Raw genomic sequence first — 18,570 nt, forward strand, 5'->3', positions numbered from 1 at the left:
GCGTCCTAGACAGCCGTCACGGCCCGTTCCCGGAAGCCCCGGGGGCGGGCCGTTGTCGCGACAGCGTCCGGAAGGCCGTCCGAAGCGGCTCCTGCTTCAGCTTGTCCGGCGTTTCCGGCGGCTCGAGGGGTTCGGGCCCGGCCGCGGCCAGCCGATCCAGCAGAGCGACCGTGAGCGCGTCCAGTTCGGCCCGGAGCACGGACAGGTCGCGGCCGCCGTCGGGCCGGTCGCCGGGGTGCGCGGTCCAGTGCGCGAAGAGCCGGTGCTGGACCTGCTTGCTGGCCGCGATCTGGTCGGAGAGAAAGGCGGCGGCGAGGTCCGGGTCGAGGCCCGTTTCGCGGGCAAGGCTCCGGACGCGGACCAGCTCCCGCTGCTCGCGGACGGGATCGTCGACCGGCCGCCCGGCCCCGAACTTCGCGGCGGCGACCTGCTCGCTGATCGCCAGCCTGCGCAGGACCAGTTCGGGAAGCGACGCGTCGGGTTCCGGCATCGTGGCGCACCTCCGGGAGTTCGGGCAGGCCCAGTTGATCACCGGGACGCGTCCGCCGCCAACCGCTTCGTCCCCTCGCGCGCAACCCCTGTCCGGGGGACCCGGAATCCGGTGCCGAGCTGCCCGAAGTTCCCCTGTTCGGCTACGGAATCAGGCACCGGACCGCTCGCGGAATGTGATCCATCCCGCGCCCGCCGCGCCGACGCGGAAACCGCCGCCGCACCCGCGCGCAACCCTCCCACCTGCACCGCTGCCCGGCCGACCTGCGCGGCGATCCCCGGGTACCCGGCGGTAACCGCGAGGCACGCCCGGGCGGTCACCCTGTGCTGTCCGGGTTCAACGCTGCGCCAACCGGCGGGAGAGCCGCGCGGCATCTTGACTCCAAAGCCGCGTGGGTTCACGCTTACTGCCAACGGTCACGGCCGGGGAACGCGAACCTTGCGGGAGGGGCGCGAAAACCCGGTGCGAAACCGGGAGCCGAAGGACGCAGTGAGGCTCAGGGAGACGCACTGCCCGAAGGTGACGCGATGCAGGCTGGGCCCCGTCTGGAGTGCCCCCTGGACAGACCGCGCCATCCGGGCTAGACTGCCTCTTTGCGCTGCCCTCTTTCAGGCTGCCCGGAGCCGGTAGTTAGGATAGTGGGCACACGGCACCCCTGACAGTCCGCGACAGCTGTTGCCATCGCGGCTGCTCACCGCTCATTGTCCCCGGAAGGACGCATCTTGGCAGTCTCTCCCGCGAACCAGGCCACTGCTGCGACCACCTCGGCTGAATCCCGCGCGCAGGCCACGGGAATCCCCGGAGCGCCCAAGCGGGTCTCCTTCGCGAAGATCCGCGAGCCACTCTCCACCCCGAACCTGCTTGACGTCCAGATCCAGTCGTTCCAGTGGTTCACCGGCAACGAGGCGTGGTTCGAGCGCCGCGTCAACGAAGGCGAAGAGAACCCGGTCGGCGGTCTGGAAGAGGTCCTCAACGAGATCTCGCCGATCGAGGACTTCTCGGGCTCGATGTCCCTGTCCTTCTCCGCTCCGCGCTTCGACGAGGTCAAGGCCTCGATCGAGGAGTGCAAGGACAAGGACATGACGTACGCGGCCCCGCTGTTCGTCACCGCCGAGTTCGTCAACAACAACACCGGCGAGATCAAGAGCCAGACGGTCTTCCTGGGCGACTTCCCGGTGATGACCGACAAGGGCACCTTCATCATCAACGGCACCGAGCGGGTCGTCGTGTCCCAGCTGGTGCGTTCTCCGGGCGTGTACTTCGACAGCAGTGTCGACAAGACGACCGACAAGGACGTCTTCAGCGTGCGCGTGATCCCGAGCCGCGGCGCGTGGCTCGAGTTCGACGTGGACAAGCGCGACACCGTCGGCGTCCGCATCGACCGCAAGCGCCGCCAGCCGGTCACCGTGCTGCTGAAGGCGCTGGGCTGGACCACCGAGGCGATCCGCGAGCGCTTCTCGTTCTCCGAGACGCTGCTGGCCACCCTCGAGAAGGACCACACCGCGGGCACCGACGAGGCGCTGCTCGACATCTACCGCAAGCTGCGCCCGGGCGAGCCGCCCACGAAGGAGAGCGCGCAGACGCTGCTGGAGAACCTGTTCTTCAAGCCGAAGCGCTACGACCTGGCCAAGGTCGGCCGCTACAAGGTCAACAAGAAGCTGGGCCTCGACACCCCGTACGAGACCGGCACGCTGACCGAAGAGGACATCGTCTCGGCCATCGAGTACCTGGTCCGGCTGCACGCCGGCGAGGACAAGATGACCAGCTCCGCCGGCGTCGAGGTGCCGGTCGAGACCGACGACATCGACCACTTCGGCAACCGCCGCCTGCGCACCGTCGGCGAGCTGATCCAGAACCAGATCCGGGTCGGCCTCTCCCGCACCGAGCGCGTCGTGCGCGAGCGCATGACCACGCAGGACGTCGAGGCGATCACGCCGCAGACCCTGATCAACATCCGCCCGATCGGCGCGGCGATCAAGGAGTTCTTCGGCACCTCGCAGCTGTCGCAGTTCATGGACCAGAACAACCCGCTGTCGGGCCTGACGCACAAGCGTCGTCTTTCGGCCCTCGGCCCGGGCGGTCTGTCCCGTGAGCGCGCCGGCATGGAGGTCCGCGACGTCCACCCGTCGCACTACGGCCGGATGTGCCCGATCGAGACGCCGGAAGGCCCGAACATCGGCCTGATCGGCTCGCTGTGCTCCTACGCGCGGGTCAACCCGTTCGGCTTCATCGAGACGCCGTACCGCAAGGTCGTCGAGGGCCAGGTCACCGACCAGGTCGACTACCTGACCGCGGACGAGGAGGACCGTTACGTCAAGGCGCAGGCCAACGCGCCGCTGACCGACGACGGCCACTTCGTCGAGGAGAAGGTCCTGGGCCGCCGCAAGGGCGGCGAGGTCGAGCTGATCGACCCGCTCGAGATCGACTACATGGACGTGTCGCCGCGGCAGATGGTCTCCGTCGCCACCGCGATGATCCCGTTCCTGGAGCACGACGACGCGAACCGCGCGCTGATGGGCGCGAACATGCAGCGCCAGGCGGTTCCGCTGCTGCGCAACCAGGCTCCGTACGTGGGCACCGGCGTGGAGCTGCGCGCCGCGGTCGACGCCGGGGACGTCCTGGTCGCCGAGCAGGCCGGCGTGGTCGAGGAGCTGTCCGCGGACATCATCACGATCATGCACGACGACGGCACGCGGAAGAGCTACGGACTGTACAAGTTCCGCCGCTCCAACCACGGCACGTGCTTCAACCACCGGCCGATCGTCAACGAGGGCGACCGGGTCGAGCAGGGCCAGGTCATCGCCGACGGCCCGTCCACCGAGAACGGTGAGATGGCGCTCGGCAAGAACCTCCTCGTCGCGGTCATGCCGTGGGAGGGCCACAACTACGAGGACGCGATCATCCTCTCCGAGCGCCTGGTGCAGGACGACGTGCTGACGTCGATCCACATCGAGGAGCACGAGATCGACGCCCGCGACACCAAGCTGGGCGCCGAGGAGATCACCCGGGACATCCCGAACGTCTCCGAGGAGGTCCTGGCCGACCTCGACGAGCGCGGCATCATCCGGATCGGCGCCGAGGTCCGCGACGGCGACATCCTGGTCGGCAAGGTCACGCCGAAGGGCGAGACCGAGCTGACCCCGGAGGAGCGCCTGCTCCGCGCGATCTTCGGCGAGAAGGCGCGCGAGGTCCGCGACACCTCGCTGAAGGTGCCGCACGGCGAGACCGGCAAGGTCATCGGCATCCGGGTGTTCTCCCGCGAGGACGACGACGAGCTGCCCCCGGGCGTCAACGAGCTGGTCCGCGTCTACGTGGCCCAGAAGCGCAAGATCCAGCCGGGCGACAAGCTCGCCGGCCGGCACGGCAACAAGGGTGTCATCGGCAAGATCCTGCCGGTCGAGGACATGCCGTTCATGGAGGACGGCACCCCGGTCGACATCATCCTGAACACCCACGGTGTTCCGCGACGGATGAACATCGGCCAGATCCTCGAACTGCACCTCGGCTGGCTGGCCTCCCAGGGCTGGACGATCGAGGGCAACCCGGACTGGGCGAAGAACCTGTCGCCGGAGCTCTACGACGTCGCGCCCGGCACGAACACCGCCACCCCGGTGTTCGACGGCGCGAAGGAAGAGGAGCTCACTGGCCTCCTCGGGGCGACCAAGCCGAACCGCGACGGCGAGCGCATGGTCAAGGAGAACGGCAAGGCCACGCTGTTCGACGGCCGCTCCGGCGAGCCGTACCCGTACCCGGTGTCGGTCGGCTACATGTACATCCTGAAGCTGCACCACCTGGTCGACGACAAGATCCACGCCCGTTCCACCGGCCCGTACTCGATGATCACCCAGCAGCCGCTGGGCGGCAAGGCGCAGTTCGGCGGCCAGCGCTTCGGCGAGATGGAGTGCTGGGCGATGCAGGCCTACGGCGCGGCGTACACGCTGCAGGAACTGCTCACGATCAAGTCGGACGACGTGGTCGGCCGCGTCAAGGTGTACGAGGCGATCGTGAAGGGGGAGAACATCCCCGAGCCGGGCATCCCGGAGTCGTTCAAGGTGCTCCTCAAGGAGCTCCAGTCGCTGTGCCTCAACGTCGAGGTGCTCTCCAGCGACGGCGCGGCGATCGAGATGCGCGACTCCGACGACGAGGACCTCGAGCGCGCCGCGGCGAACCTCGGCATCAACCTGTCCCGCAACGAGTCGCCCTCGGTGGACGACGTCGTGCACTGATTCGGTGTCGAGCCGGGATCTGCCTCCCGCGGATCCCGGCTCCACCGCCGACCCCTCCTCTAGCCGAATCAACCCCAAGGGGATCTAGACGTGCTGGACGTCAACTTTTTCGATGAGCTCCGGATTGGCCTCGCCACCGCCGACGACATCCGTCAGTGGTCCTTCGGCGAGGTCAAGAAGCCGGAGACCATCAACTACCGGACCCTCAAGCCGGAGAAGGACGGGCTCTTCTGCGAGAAGATCTTCGGTCCGACCCGGGACTGGGAGTGCTACTGCGGCAAGTACAAGCGCGTCCGGTTCAAGGGCATCATCTGCGAGCGTTGCGGCGTCGAGGTCACTCGCGCCAAGGTGCGCCGTGAGCGGATGGGCCACATCGAGCTGGCCGCGCCGGTCACCCACATCTGGTACTTCAAGGGCGTTCCGTCGCGCCTTGGCTACCTGCTGGACCTGGCGCCCAAGGACCTCGAGAAGATCATCTACTTCGCTGCTTACGTCATCACCGGCGTGAACACGGAGCTGCGCCACAACGACCTGCCGACGCTCGAAAACGAGATCGGCGTCGAGCGCAAGAACCTCGAGACGAAGCGCGACGCCGACATCGAGGCCCGCGCGCAGAAGCTGGAAGCCGACCTGGCCGAGCTGGAGGCGGAGGGCGCGAAGTCCGACGTCCGCCGCAAGGTCAAGGAGGGCGGCGAGCGCGAGATGCGCCAGATCCGCGACCGTGCCGGTCGCGAGCTGGACCGTCTCGAGGAGGTCTGGACCACCTTCACCAAGCTCGAGCCGCGTCAGCTGATCGCCGACGAGCTGCTCTACCGCGAGCTGATCGACCGGTACGGCGAGTACTTCACCGGCGGCATGGGCGCGGAGGCGATCCAGAAGCTGGCGACCGAGTTCGACGTCGCCGCGGAGGCCGACAGCCTGCGCGACACCATCCGCAACGGCAAGGGGCAGAAGAAGCTCCGCGCGCTGAAGCGGCTCAAGGTCGTCGCCGCGTTCCAGGCGACCGGCAACGACCCGCGCGGCATGGTGCTCGACGCCGTCCCGGTCATCCCGCCGGACCTGCGCCCGATGGTGCAGCTCGACGGCGGCCGCTTCGCCACGTCGGACCTGAACGACCTGTACCGCCGCGTGATCAACCGGAACAACCGGCTCAAGCGGCTGATCGACCTCGGCGCGCCCGAGATCATCGTCAACAACGAGAAGCGGATGCTGCAGGAGGCCGTCGACGCGCTGTTCGACAACGGCCGCCGCGGGCGTCCGGTCACCGGCCCGGGCAACCGGCCGCTGAAGTCGCTGTCCGACCTGCTGAAGGGCAAGCAGGGCCGGTTCCGCCAGAACCTGCTGGGCAAGCGCGTCGACTACTCGGGCCGTTCGGTCATCATCGTCGGCCCGCAGCTGAAGCTGCACCAGTGCGGTCTGCCGAAGGACATGGCGCTCGAGCTGTTCAAGCCGTTCGTCATGAAGCGGCTGGTCGACCTGAACCACGCGCAGAACATCAAGTCTGCCAAGCGGATGGTGGAGCGGTCGCGGCCGCAGGTGTGGGACGTGCTCGAAGAGGTCATCACCGGCCACCCGGTGATGCTGAACCGCGCGCCGACCCTGCACCGGCTGGGCATCCAGGCCTTCGAACCGCAGCTGGTCGAGGGCAAGGCCATCCAGCTGCACCCGCTGGTCTGCGAAGCGTTCAACGCGGACTTCGACGGCGACCAGATGGCGGTGCACCTGCCGCTGTCGGCCGAGGCGCAGGCCGAGGCCCGGATCCTGATGCTGTCGGCGAACAACATCCTGTCGCCGGCGTCGGGCCGTCCGCTCGCCATGCCGCGGCTGGACATGGTCACCGGTCTGTTCCACCTGACCCGGCTGAACGAGAACGCCGAGGGCGCGGGCAACGCGTACTCGTCGCCCGCCGAGGCGATCATGGCGTTCGACCGCAAGGCGCTGAGCCTGCACGCCCCGGTCAAGATCCGCGTCACCGACCGGCAGCCGGCGAAGGCCGACGAGGCGGCGCTCGCGGAGAAGGGCTGGGAGCCGGGCAAGCCGTGGCTGGCCGAGACGACCCTGGGCCGCGTCCTGTTCAACGACCTGCTGCCGGCGGACTACCCGTTCATCAACGAGCCGATGCCGAAGAAGCGGCAGGCGGCCATCGTGAACGACCTCGCCGAGCGGTACTCGATGACGCAGGTCGCGCAGACGCTGGACAAGCTCAAGGACGCCGGTTTCTACTGGGCGACCCGCTCGGGCGTCACGGTCGCGATCTCGGACGTGCTGACCCCGGTCGGCAAGAAGGCCATTCTCGACGAGTACGAGGGCAAGGCCGACCAGGTCGAGAAGCGGTACCAGCGCGGTCAGCTGTCCCACGCCGAGCGCAACAACGAGCTCGTCAAGGTGTGGACGCAGGCGACCGAAGAGGTCCACAAGATCATGGAGACGGCGCTGCCGGACGACAACCCGATCGCCATGATCGTGAAGTCGGGCGCCGCCGGAAACATGACGCAGGTCCGTTCGCTGGCCGGTATGCGTGGTCTGGTGTCGAACCCGAAGGGCGAGTACATCCCGCGTCCGATCAAGGCGAACTTCCGTGAAGGCCTGTCGGTGGCGGAGTACTTCATCGCGACGCACGGCGCCCGGAAGGGTCTGGCGGACACGGCGCTCCGTACCGCGGACTCGGGTTACCTGACCCGTCGTCTGGTGGACGTTTCGCAGGACGTCATCGTCCGCGAGGTCGACTGCGGCACCACGCGCGGCATCATGATGCCGATCGGCGAGGACCTCGGCGACGGCAAGATCGTGCGCGACCAGCACGTCGAGACCTCCGTGTACGCGCGGAACCTCGCGACGGACGCGGTGGACGCCAAGGGCAACGTCGTGCTGAACGCGGGCGACGACATCGGCGACCCGGCCATCGAGAAGCTGCTCTCCAGCGGCATCTCGAAGGTCAAGGTCCGTTCGGTGCTGACCTGCGAGTCGGCGGTCGGCGTGTGCGCGACCTGCTACGGCCGTTCGATGGCGACGGGCCAGCTCGTCGACGTCGGCGAGGCGGTCGGCATCGTCGCCGCCCAGTCGATCGGTGAGCCGGGCACGCAGCTGACGATGCGTACCTTCCACCAGGGTGGTGTCGCCGGTGACGACATCACGACCGGTCTGCCCCGGGTCACCGAGCTTTTCGAGGCTCGCGTGCCGAAGGGCAAGGCTCCGATCGCGGACGTCGACGGCCGCGTGCGGATCGAGGAGAGCGAGCGGTTCTGGAAGATCACCCTGATCCCGGACGACGGGTCGGAGGAGATCGTCTTCGACAAGCTGTCCAAGCGGCAGCGGCTCGCGAACACCCCGAACGGCCCGCTGGGCGACGGCGACCACGTCAACGTCGGTCAGCAGCTGCTCGAGGGCACGCCGGACCCGCACGAGGTCCTGCGCGTCATGGGCCCGCGCGAAGCGCAGATGCACCTCACGGACGAGGTCCAGAAGGTGTACCGGGCGCAGGGTGTGTCGATCCACGACAAGCACATCGAGGTCATCGTGCGGCAGATGCTGCGCCGCGTGACGATCATCGACTCCGGGGCCACGGACTTCCTGCCGGGCGAGCTGCCCGAGCGGACGAAGTTCGAGGCGACGAACCGGGCCGCGGTCGCCGAGGGCGGCGAGCCGGCTTCGGGCCGTCCGGTGCTGATGGGCATCACGAAGGCGTCGCTGACCACGGACTCGTGGCTGTCGGCGGCCTCGTTCCAGGAGACCACGCGAGTCCTGACCGACGCGGCGATCAACGGCCGTTCGGACAAGCTCGTGGGCCTCAAGGAGAACGTCATCATCGGTAAGCTCATCCCGGCCGGTACGGGCATCAACAAGTACCGGAACATCCAGGTGCAGCCGACCGAGGAGGCGCGGGTCGCGGCGTACGCGATCCCGTCCTACGACGACGGTTACTACACCCCGGACGTGTTCGGTTCGGGCACCGGCGCCGCGGTTCCGCTGGACGACTACGACTTCGGTCGCGACTTCCGCTGAACCTCGCACAGCTGAACGAAAAGCCCCCGGTCCTCGTGACCGGGGGCTTTTCTTCTGCGTGCTCAGACCGCGGCGGGCACGTCGATCCGGTCGAGGAAGCCGGCGACCAGGTCGATTCTGGCGACCAGGGTCGCCGGGTCGATCTCGTCCCGGTACACCGCGTAGCACCACCCGCGCTCGACGCCGATGAGGTCCGGAAGCAACTCGTGGTTGCCGCGCAGCCAGTCCACGGTGTCCGGGCTGGCGACCCGGGCCGAGAACTCCTGATCGCTGGTGTATCCGGTGAACTCGTTCTCGGCCAACGGAAATTGCTCCCAGCGGGCTACTGAGGGAGAACTTCGCGCCTCCGCCTCGAACAGCCTTTGCTGGTAGTTGAGATAAACCATGGTCCGCCCGAACATCCGCACCGGTTCGGTCGGATACGCCTTGGCGATCTTCATGCTCGGCGTCGGCCCGACCTTGGTTTCGATGGTGTACTCGTAGATCCTTCTGGTGCTGTTGGCCCCGACCCGGAGCGTGCACCAGTACTCGCTGACCCGGAACTGCCGGTCCCGCCACGGCAGGTCAGCCGCGAACTCGACGGTCGGAGGACTGCTGGGGAAGGTCATGCCCTCCGAGATGGTCTTCGGCCGGTACATCTCGCCAAGAGGTTTCCGGCGTTGCGCGGACCGAGGCCGCCCGTATTTCAGATCGGCGACCATGGATCCGCCCAGTTCCTCGGGCACCGCGTGCAATGCGGCCTGCCGGGCTCGCTTCGCCCGTTTCTTCTTCAGATGCCAGCGGAAGCCGAGATAACTCGGGAGCACGACCATGACCAGGAGTCCGAGGATCGGCCTGAGCCAGTACCAAGCGTCGTGCTCTGCGAGGGCGAGATCCACGGCTCAGAACTCCAGATCTTTTTTGGTCTCGTCTTCCGAAGTTCCGTCCCCGGTCGCCGCGTACTCGACGGCCTTGCGCGCGTTCTCCAGATGTCCCAACGGTTTTCCTGGCTTGACCGGCAGGTCGGGATCGTTCTTGTCGTGGCTTCGGAGCCCGATCTGCGACCGTGCCTCGTCCAACAGCTTCCCGCCGACGGTTTTCCCGAAACCGGCCTTGGCCCGCTTCGCGGTGGTCTTGCCGCCCTCCACGGCCATCTTGGCCACCTCGTCCTTGGCCGCCTTGAAGAACGTCTGGAACCGCGCGATCAGGTCCTTGATCAGGTCCAGCAGCTTCTGCAGCTTGCTGACCTGCTTCGTCGCCTTGCCCGCGGTAGTCGCCGCGCGCACCCCGGTGGCCGTGCCCGCCGCCGCGGTGGACGCTCCGAACGACGGGACCGCGGCGGCCAACGCCGGGATCCAGATCATGATCAGCCAGGTGATCAGCTCGGTCAGCAACGCCTTGATGAAGTCCTCGATGACGGTCATCGCCATGCTGCAGACCTGCAGCATCGTCGCGATGTCTCCGGCCTGGTCGGCGGTGCCGGTGATCCCGGTCGAGAACTTGGCCAGCTTCTCCGCCGCGGTTTCGGCCGCGCCGCCCTCCCACTGCGAGAGCGAGCTTTTCGCCTGCTCGCTGAACTGGTGCGCGAACTGCTCCAGCCCGCGCCCGATCGCCGTGAAGTTCTCGGCCGCTTTGGACAGCGCCGGGCCGTCGCCGCTGACGAAGTGGATCGCGTCCTGGAGCGGGTCGCAGACGGCCAGCAGGAAGTTCAGTCCCTGGCCGACCAGCCAGCCGATCGGGTCGGAACTGATGCTCATCGCGGTCTCCGCGCACGACTGGACGAAGTTGGTCGTCTCGGAGACCACCCCGCTCAGCCCGGTCGCGGTGTCGCCTGCCTTGATCGCGTCGCTGGTGCCCGCGTCGTAGATCTTCACCGCGCCGCCCACCACCGGCAGCGCGTTGACGATCTTCTTGCCGGTGCCGTCCTCCGGCTTGATCTCGATCTTGCCCAATGGATCGGACATCCCGCCCCCTACTTCCGTCCGCTGCCGAGGTTGTCGAGCTGGCCCATGACGTCTTTCCAGCTGCGGCAGTGATCCTCTTCGGTCTGGTCGTAGAACTGGCCGGCGCGGTTGATCTTGTCGGACGCGGACTGCAGGCCGGTTTCCATCGCGGTCAGCAGGTCTTTCAGGTCGTTGACCATGTCCGTGTACATGTGCTTGACGAGGATGCCGACAATGCCCCAGGACTCGTCGCCGACGTCGGCCTGCGCCACCTTGCCCTTGACCCCGGCGACCGCGGTCTTGTTGCCCGCCAGCTGGCGGGAGTAGTCGTAGAGCTTCGCCGTCTGCACCTGGTAGCCGGCCATCAGCGAGGGTCCTCGTCGTCGAACAGGTTTTTCAGGAAGTCGTCCCCGGCGGACCCGGCCGAGGACGGCGGTGGCGGGAGAGGGGTCCGCTCCTCGGGGTCGGCCAGCAGTTCGCGCTCGGAGTAGTCCTCGTGCTGGTCTTCCTCGACGCTCCGCTGCGGCGCGGGCGCGCCCCGCTCCATCGCGGCACGCAATTCCTCGACGTCGGTGCCCAGCAACTCGGCCTGGGTTTCCAGCACCTGCTCGGTGAGCCGCATCGAATTGCCCGTGTGCTGGTCCACCAGCACGGCCTGCTGCCGCGCGGACTCGGCGACCGCCTGCTGCAGCGTCGCCATCAACATCCCGGACAACTCGGTCCCGCCGTGGCGCAGCGCGGCATCGGTCACCTGGATGTTCTTGATCGACCCGCCCGGACCGGCGACCACCGTGACCGACCGGTCGGGCGACATCGCGGTCGCTTCGAGCGCACTCAGTTCCTCCTGCATCTGGGCGATGCCGGAGAACTGGTCGTCCACCCGCCGCAGCCTCGATTGGAACCGGTCGAACTCCGCGACCAGCCGGTCGAACTCGTCGGACATGCTGTCTCCCCCTGTGCTCGGTTGCTCTGCCAATCCGGCATTTTACGGACGGTAGCTGACTAAACAGGCAAAACCGCAAAAAACCCTGCCGCGCGGCCTCCGCTCACGATGCGTAGCGGGTCTGGAGTCGGTACTTGTACGGTCGTGCCCCGTCGTCGACTTGGCGTACTTTCGCGCGCGTGGCTGATGTCGTGCCGTTCACGGACAACTTCTCGGATCTCTCCAATGCCCAGGGCTACCAGTTCGAGTTCCGTTGCGAGCGCTGCGGAAACGGGTACCGCTCGGCATTCCAGCGGGACGCGATGGAGACCGGACGCAGCATGCTGCGCGCGGTGGGCTCCTTCTTCGGCGGGACGCTTCAGCAGCTGAGCAGCTCCGCCGACCAGTGGAAGTACGACCGAGCGACGAACTCGGCGGCGAAAGACCGCGCGCTGACCGCGGCCGTCGAGGAGATCACCCCGCGCTTCCGGCAGTGCCGCGGCTGCAGCGACTGGATGTGCGCGGACCAGTGCTGGAACGAGGAAATCGGCCAGTGCCTGCGCTGTTCGCCCATCGTGGCGGAGGAAATCTCCCGGGCACAGGCGGCGGCGCAGCGGGACCAGATCTGGGACAAGGCGCGCGAGAAGAACTGGACCAAGGAGCTGGACCTGGGCACCCGCGCGAAGCTCACCTGCCCGGACTGCGGGTTGAAGGTGGACGGCGGGAAGTTCTGCACCGGATGCGGGAGTTCACTGGCCCCGACCGTCCATTGTGGAGAGTGCGGCAAGGAGTCCACGGCGGGGGCGGTGTTCTGCGCGGATTGCGGGCACCGGCTCTGAGGTCCTTCCGCGGAAGCTCGCATAGCTGAACGAAAACCCCGCCGGGACTCCCGGCGGGGCATTCCACGTTGGGGCTACGCAGTTGCGAGAGTCTTGCGCATCTTGCGGACCCGCCGGGGCGGGCGGGGCAGGTATGTGCGCTTTGCGAGGTACAGGCCAGGGACAAGCCAGACCAAGGCCATCAGCAAATCGGTCGGGGCGGACGACGGACCGTCGGCCTGGTAGGCGATGTCTCCCCACAACGGTCCCAGCGAGACCTCGACGGTGTCGCCCTTCCTGGGCAGATCACCGACCCATCCGATGGTGATCTGACGAGTGGTGCCGTCCTGGCTGACCGTCCCTCGCACACTGGGCTGGTCGGTGACACAGCGGTAGTCGCCGGCGGCGCTGAAGCAATGCTGGGTGCCGCCCTCGCTCATCGTGGCGACCGTGAGCTGGACGTGCGGAGCCAGCCCGGTCATCGCTGCCGATGCGTTGACCGCGGGACCGATCCCGATGGCCAGCAGGCCGAGCGCGAGCAACGACCGCATGGTCAGCGAAATCGACGTCACCGGCTGCCGGTCGGCGGCCTCGCGGCGGCGGTTCACCGGCGTGCGGACGAAGCCGCCGCGCTTGCCGAACCAGGCGTCGTAACTCGTATCGGACCGGGTGGCGACGTCGGGGAAATCCCGGTCCCCGCCCCATACTTCCCACACCGGTGCCGGAACGGTGGCCGCCAGCATCGCGAGGCGACGGGAGTTGCCGAACATCCGGTCCTCGGTGAGGCCGCCGGCGTCCGTGGTCCACAAAGCGTTTCCGCAGAACGCCACTTGATGGACGCGGAACCACAGGTCGTGCATGATCATTTCGCGGCATTCGCCGGTGAGCACCGCCGCGGCGAACTCCGGGTCCGACGTAGAGACGGAGAACCGGCGGTCGAACTCGGGGTCGACCTCGAAACTGTGCAGCGTCGTATCCGGCCGTAGCCAGCCGAACTGGTTGCGGACGATCCGGGCATCCTCCAGCGGGGTGAAGAAGTCCGGCTCGAACGCCCGCGTGTTCGGCGAGATCGTGAGGGCGGGCACCTCCGGAACGCGCAGTGCGACGACCGCGTTGATCGAATCGAGCTCTTCGGACACCTTTCCGAGTTGTTCGAAGGTCTCGTTCCGGAACGGCGATGGGGTCGAGTACTCCATGCCGAGCAGCCGGTGGCCTTGGTGCGCGAACTCGACAGTGGTTCGCCGAGGCCAGGGATCGGGATGGGCAAGCGCCACCGCGCGGCCGTGGTGCGGCAGGAAGCCAAAGGTCGGTTCGCCTGCTGAATCGAGACGGTTGATCCAGTTTCGTTGATGCCAGCCCCGCCACGAGAGCAACGCGGTGACGACGAGCGGGAAGGCGATCCATCCGAACAGCGGGACCGAACTGGCCGTGCCTGCCGACAGCCAGTAGAGGCTCGTCAGCGAAAACGCGATCCCGGAGAGCGCGTAACAGATCGCGGCCCTGGCCGCACGGCGCGCCTCGAGCCAGTTCGCGAGCCACAGCAGGCCGAAGGAGAGCGCGTAACCGCCGACGATGAACCAGGGGCCGAGCAGATCTGTCATCCGCTTACTGGCCCATGTCGAGATCTTCGCGGGTTTCTTCGGCGCTCTGGCCGTTGCCGGGATGCTCTCGCTTGAGATAGTCGATCGTCTTGTTCGTTCCCTTGTAAGCGGCCTTGCCGGTGTACGCCGAGCCCTTCGACAGGTCGCCAGGGGTGATCCCGGTCGTCTCTTTGACGGTTTCGTCGAAGAACTTGCGCGGCACGCTCGTGAACACGTCCTTCGCCGCCTGCCCGTACGCGGCGCCCTGTGCGTTCAGGCCTTTGGCCAGTGCGCCGGTGATCGCCTTCTCCTCGCCGGGGGTCATGCCGACCTTGCCCGCCTTGGTGAGCTTCGAACCCTGCTTGACCAGGTCGTCGCTCCACTTCATCAGGAAGCCCATGAACTTGTCGAGCAGCTTGCCGAGCTTGCCGAGATGCTTGGTGATCTTGCCGAGTGCACTCGCCGCCTTCGCGACCGATGCCGCCATCGCCCCCGCGACCGACGAGCCGAAGCTCACGATCGAAGCGGCCAGTGCCGGCAGCCAGATGTAGATGAGCCAGCTGACCAGCTCCGAAATGATGGCCTTGACGACCTCTTCGATGACGGTCATGACCATCGACCACATCTGCAGCGTGTCGGCGACCGCGCCGGCGGCGGAGCCGATGCCCTCGATGCCCTGTGCGAACTCGGCCAGCGCCTTCTTGGCCGCCCCGCCTCCCTCGCCTTGCCAATCCTTGAGCGCTTCGTCCCCGACCTGGACGAACTCCTCGGCCAGGGTGACGAAGCCCTTGCCGATCGTGACGAAGTTGCCGGAGGCCGTCTTGAGCACGGGGCCGTCCCCGGTCACCATGTGCAGCGCGTCCTGGAGAGGCTGAACCAGCTCGAGGAGCATGTTGAGGCCGTTGCTGACCAGCCAGCCGACCGGGTCGAGCGCGAAGCTGGCCATGTCCAAGGTCGCGCCTGCCACGAAGCCCGCGCCGTCCTGCAACAATTGCCCGCTCGCCGCGGCGACGTCGCCGACGTCCTTCGCGGAGCCGAACTTCCTGTAGGCGTTCTCGATGGTTTCGACGCCCTTGCCGACGACCGGCGCCTTCTTGGCGGTGTCGCCGACATTCTTCAAGAAGCTGTCGTCGTAGCCTTTGAGGTTGTTCTTGACGCCGTCGGCGACGCTGTCCTGCCCCATGCTTCCCCCTTGCTCAGAGCGGTCCGTCGATGTCGGCCTTGAACTTGCCGAAGGTCAGCACGGCGTCCTTTTCATGGCCGTCGTAGATGCTCGCGGCCTGATTGAGCTTGCCCTGGAACGCGCCGACCCCGGTCTTCATCAGCTCCAGCAGCTGTCTGAGCTCGTCGAGCTTGCTCGTATAGGTCTGCTTGACCGCCAGCCCGATCAACCCCCAGGACCGGTCGGTGACGTCGGCCTGGTTTACGAGGTCGCCGAACTTGGCCGCTTCTCCCGTGTAGTGATCGAGGCCGGTGGCGTACTTGGTGATCGCCGCGGTGTCGACCTGGTGACCGCCGTTCGTCGGGCTCATCGGTGGTCCTCCTCGTCGCTGAACAGGTTCTTGAGGAACTGGTCGCCCGCCGAAGCCGAGGGCGGCGCAGGCGGAGGCGCCTGAGGCGTCCGGCGGTCGTCACGGAGAAGACCGTTGTTCGCGAAATCCTCGTCGTCCGCGGCCGGCGCTGCCTGCCGCGGCTGCTCCTCCGGCAGGTTGGACTCCAGTTCTTCGACGGTGGTTCCCAAACCGGCTGCCTGAGCTTCCAGGACTTGTTCGGACACATTCAGGCCGAAGGCCGTTCCCACGTGCTCGTCGACGATGCCCGCCTGCTTGCGCGCGGATTCGGCGACGGCCTGGTGCAGGGTCGTCAGGATGGCGGACGCCAGCTGGTCCGGCTGCTGCCGGAGCGCGTCCGCGGTGAGCCGGAGATCTTTGATCGACCCGCTCGGGCCCGCGACGACGGTGACCGACCGGTCCGCCGACATCACTTCGGCCTCGAGCGCGTTCAGCTCCTCCTGCATGTCGCCGACCTTCGCGAACTGCGCTTCGGCCTGCTTGAGCTTCGTCTGGAACTTGTCGAACTCCGCGACGAGCCGTTCCATCTCCGCCGACACTGACGCTCACCCCTTCCCCTGCTCCCTGGCGTGCTGTGCGGATTATGCCGCTTCTGTCGCGTTCGCGCCGGAGGGTCGCGGAATCCGGCCTGGGTGGTTCAGCGGAGCGTAAGTGCGAAAGTTCCCGGGATTCGATCACGAAAAGGTAACGAACATAACGGGCGAACGGCCCCTCTCCGGCGGCCGAAATGCCGAACATACGGTGGGCCGAACGGAGCATCGCAGGTCAGCGCCGCCGCTCGGGTCGCGCGCGGGGTCGGTGGGCAGGCAACTCGGCCCAGTTCGTGGGATATTCACCCCTTCGGTCGACGTTCCCATGATTGATCACCGCATTGACAGTGCGTGCGGTTCGCCAGAGTATTTCGCGCATGTCCTTTCCGGTTGCCCTGGTGTGGCGTCTGCACGTGGATCTGCGCCAGCAGGCCAGTGCGCTGTGTAGGGATTCCTGACCTTTCTCCCGGCCGTCTCCGGCTGGTTGATTTCTCTTGCCCCGCAACGGGTTTCGCTGATCCGAGGGGATGAACGCTTTCTCTGTTCGGGGTGGGTTCCGTGCTGCCCTCGGAACGGGGAAAGAAGTGCCTTCGCGGGCGCTTCACGGAAACACAAACAGGGAGACACAATGCGATTCAGCTCCTCCTCGGGCGCCCCGCCCCGATGGCGGAAAGCGCTGACCGTCGCCGGTGCGGTCGCGCTCGCGATCGGTGCGGTGACCTACACCGGGTCCAGCACCAGCGCTTACGCCGACGTCCAGGTGGTCACCGACGCCAAGACCGCGTCCGACGGCAAGCAGTACTGGGTGCAGAACCACCTGGTGAGCAAGGACCTCGCCGCGCAGGCGCGTTCCGCGGACGGCACGCCGAAGAAGTGGCTGCTGGTCTGGGCGGGCGACGAGAACATCGCCGACACCGCGGTGAAGGACGTCAAAAACCTGCCGGGTTCGCTCGGCGGCGGGCTCGGCAAAATCAAGAATGCCTTGCCCGGTCCCGATTTCCTCGCGGTGATCGACGCGACGCAGGGCTCGCCGACGTACGGCAAGGTGGTGAACACCGCGACGGTCGGGCCGCTCGTCGAAAACGAGCCGCACCACATGCAATACGTGTGGCACAAGGGCGACACGATTTACGCCGGTGCGTTGTTCGCCGCGGCGACGTACGCGTTCGACGTCAGTGCGTTGCCGCAGTTGAAACTGAAGGGCATCAGCCTGCCGACGCAGACGCTCGGCGGCTCTGTGCCCGACGCGTACTGGGTGCTGAAGGACGGCACCGCGTACGGCACGTACATGGGCGGTCCGGTCGTGCCCGGTCCGTACGCGTACCAGGACGGCTCTACGCAGATCGGCAACGGTTTCGCGGGCAGCCCGGGCGAGGTCGTGCACTTCGACCAGAACGCGCAGGTGCTGTCGCAGAATCCGGCGGCGACCCCGCAGGGCGACAACGCGAAGCTGTGCGACAACCTGCCGCAGCTGGGCAAACCGTCCTGCGCGAACCCGCACGGCGTCCAGGCGCGCGAGGACCTCAACACTCTCGTCACCAGTGACTACGCCGAACCGCGCAACATCATTCTCGACCCGGTGAAGCAGCCGTCGCCGTATCTGCGGCGTCCGACGATCCGCACCTGGGACATCTCCGACCGCAACCACCCGAAGCTGAAGGCGGTGTCCTACCTGCAGGACGGGCCGCGGGCGAACCCGGCGGACCCGCTGCATTCGGAAAGCCGCGCGGTCATGGAGACCACGGTGACGAACCTGCCCGGCCACAAGGGCGCGTTCGCCGAGACGATGCAGGGCGGCGCGATCTTCTACACGCCGGACATCACGGCGAAGGATCCGCACTGGATCGAGGTGTTCGACGACGGCGCCGCGGGCAAGCCGATCTACTCGCAGAACGACTCCAACGGAGCCAGCTCCAACGGCGGCTGGCTGCAGACCAGCCCGGACGACCGGTTCCTGTACCACGCGGTGCAGGGCAGGCAGAAGGGCGCGCTCGGCCCGGACGACCCCGGCACCACCGGCGGCGTGTACGTGCTCGACATCCAGAAGCTGGTCGCGGCGGGCGACAAGGTCGAGGACATCAAGGGCCGCGTCGACACCAAGGAGAAGGCGCAGCAGGGCGGCGGGGGAGACCTGCCGACCGTCGTCGGCTCCGCGCCGATCAACCCGGGTGTGCCCGGGGCGGGCCCGCACTGGGGCGCGTACGACAACTTCGCGCTCGGCCCGGACGGTTTCTACCACGAAACCACGCAGCCGCAGCACATCGCGGTGTCGAACTACTTCGTCGCCCGGTCCGGTTTGGACGGTGACCACAAGGTCAACCTGCTGAACCTGTCGCCCGACGGGAAGCTCGCGGTCGATCAGAACTTCCGCGACGAGTTCACCGGCCAGGTGGGCATCAACTTCAACCGGAAGTCGTGGCCGCACGGGGACTTCGGCAACGCCAAGCCGCACTCCGAGCTGTTCGTGGTCGCCGACCAGAACGTGAAGTAACTCCTCCCCGGTGCGCGG

General features: G+C 67.2%; 13 protein-coding genes. 4 read left to right on the forward strand and 9 right to left on the reverse strand.

The window, feature by feature from the left end; genetic code table 11:
* Positions 1 to 16 precede the first annotated feature (16 nt).
* Complete coding sequence (gene aroQ, locus CU254_RS01815) at positions 17 to 490, reverse strand: gamma subclass chorismate mutase AroQ (protein WP_100266683.1); 474 nt, start codon at positions 488 to 490, stop codon at positions 17 to 19.
* Between the two features lie 722 nt (positions 491 to 1,212).
* On the opposite strand from aroQ, the gene CU254_RS01820 reads away from it, so the two are divergent.
* Both CU254_RS01820 and CU254_RS01825 read left to right on the forward strand, forming a co-directional pair.
* Positions 1,213 to 4,716, forward strand: a complete 3,504-nt coding sequence (locus tag CU254_RS01820; RefSeq protein WP_009072243.1) for a DNA-directed RNA polymerase subunit beta — start codon at positions 1,213 to 1,215, stop codon at positions 4,714 to 4,716.
* 90 nt (positions 4,717 to 4,806) lie between these two features.
* On the forward strand, positions 4,807 to 8,718 hold the full coding sequence (locus CU254_RS01825; protein ID WP_009072245.1) for a DNA-directed RNA polymerase subunit beta': 3,912 nt from the start codon (positions 4,807 to 4,809) through the stop codon (positions 8,716 to 8,718).
* Positions 8,719 to 8,780: 62 nt separating this feature from the next.
* On the opposite strand, the gene CU254_RS01830 is transcribed toward CU254_RS01825, so the two are convergent.
* The 4 genes from CU254_RS01830 to CU254_RS01845 are packed head-to-tail and all read right to left on the reverse strand — an operon-like array spanning position 8,781 to position 11,583.
* Positions 8,781 to 9,596, reverse strand: a complete 816-nt coding sequence (locus tag CU254_RS01830; protein ID WP_009072247.1) for a hypothetical protein — start codon at positions 9,594 to 9,596, stop codon at positions 8,781 to 8,783.
* Between the two features lie 3 nt (positions 9,597 to 9,599).
* Positions 9,600 to 10,661, reverse strand: coding sequence for a hypothetical protein (locus CU254_RS01835; protein WP_009072250.1), 1,062 nt, complete (start codon positions 10,659 to 10,661; stop codon positions 9,600 to 9,602).
* 8 nt (positions 10,662 to 10,669) lie between these two features.
* Positions 10,670 to 11,005 (reverse strand): hypothetical protein, encoded by a 336-nt coding sequence (locus CU254_RS01840; protein ID WP_009072252.1) that lies wholly within the window; start codon positions 11,003 to 11,005, stop codon positions 10,670 to 10,672.
* Positions 11,005 to 11,583 (reverse strand): YbaB/EbfC family nucleoid-associated protein, encoded by a 579-nt coding sequence (locus tag CU254_RS01845; RefSeq protein WP_009072254.1) that lies wholly within the window; start codon positions 11,581 to 11,583, stop codon positions 11,005 to 11,007. The genes CU254_RS01840 and CU254_RS01845 overlap by 1 nt, the downstream gene beginning before the upstream one ends.
* Before the next feature lie 179 nt (positions 11,584 to 11,762).
* Here CU254_RS01845 and CU254_RS01850 point away from each other — a divergent pair, with 179 nt between their 5' ends.
* On the forward strand, positions 11,763 to 12,401 hold the full coding sequence (locus tag CU254_RS01850) for a zinc ribbon domain-containing protein (RefSeq protein ID WP_199785752.1): 639 nt from the start codon (positions 11,763 to 11,765) through the stop codon (positions 12,399 to 12,401).
* A 74-nt stretch (positions 12,402 to 12,475) separates the two neighbouring features.
* On the opposite strand, the gene CU254_RS01855 is transcribed toward CU254_RS01850, so the two are convergent.
* From CU254_RS01855 to CU254_RS01870, 4 genes are read right to left on the reverse strand one after another with little or no spacing between them, the layout of a single operon-like run.
* Positions 12,476 to 13,981 (reverse strand): hypothetical protein, encoded by a 1,506-nt coding sequence (locus tag CU254_RS01855; protein ID WP_009072258.1) that lies wholly within the window; start codon positions 13,979 to 13,981, stop codon positions 12,476 to 12,478.
* 4 nt (positions 13,982 to 13,985) lie between these two features.
* Entirely contained in the window at positions 13,986 to 15,143 is a 1,158-nt protein-coding gene (locus tag CU254_RS01860) for a hypothetical protein (protein ID WP_009072260.1), read from the reverse strand.
* Positions 15,144 to 15,156: 13 nt separating this feature from the next.
* Positions 15,157 to 15,492 (reverse strand): type VII secretion target, encoded by a 336-nt coding sequence (locus CU254_RS01865; protein WP_009072261.1) that lies wholly within the window; start codon positions 15,490 to 15,492, stop codon positions 15,157 to 15,159.
* Positions 15,489 to 16,070, reverse strand: coding sequence for a YbaB/EbfC family nucleoid-associated protein (locus CU254_RS01870; RefSeq protein ID WP_009072262.1), 582 nt, complete (start codon positions 16,068 to 16,070; stop codon positions 15,489 to 15,491). Before CU254_RS01870 ends, CU254_RS01865 begins: the two co-directional genes overlap by 4 nt.
* A gap of 619 nt (positions 16,071 to 16,689) precedes the next feature.
* Between CU254_RS01870 and CU254_RS01880 the strand changes: the two genes are divergently transcribed.
* Positions 16,690 to 18,552, forward strand: coding sequence for a hypothetical protein (locus tag CU254_RS01880; RefSeq protein ID WP_009072264.1), 1,863 nt, complete (start codon positions 16,690 to 16,692; stop codon positions 18,550 to 18,552).
* The last annotated feature ends 18 nt before the right edge of the window (positions 18,553 to 18,570 follow it).

It is taken from the genome of Amycolatopsis sp. AA4 (genome assembly GCF_002796545.1).
Taxonomy (GTDB): Bacteria; Actinomycetota; Actinomycetes; order Mycobacteriales; family Pseudonocardiaceae; genus Amycolatopsis.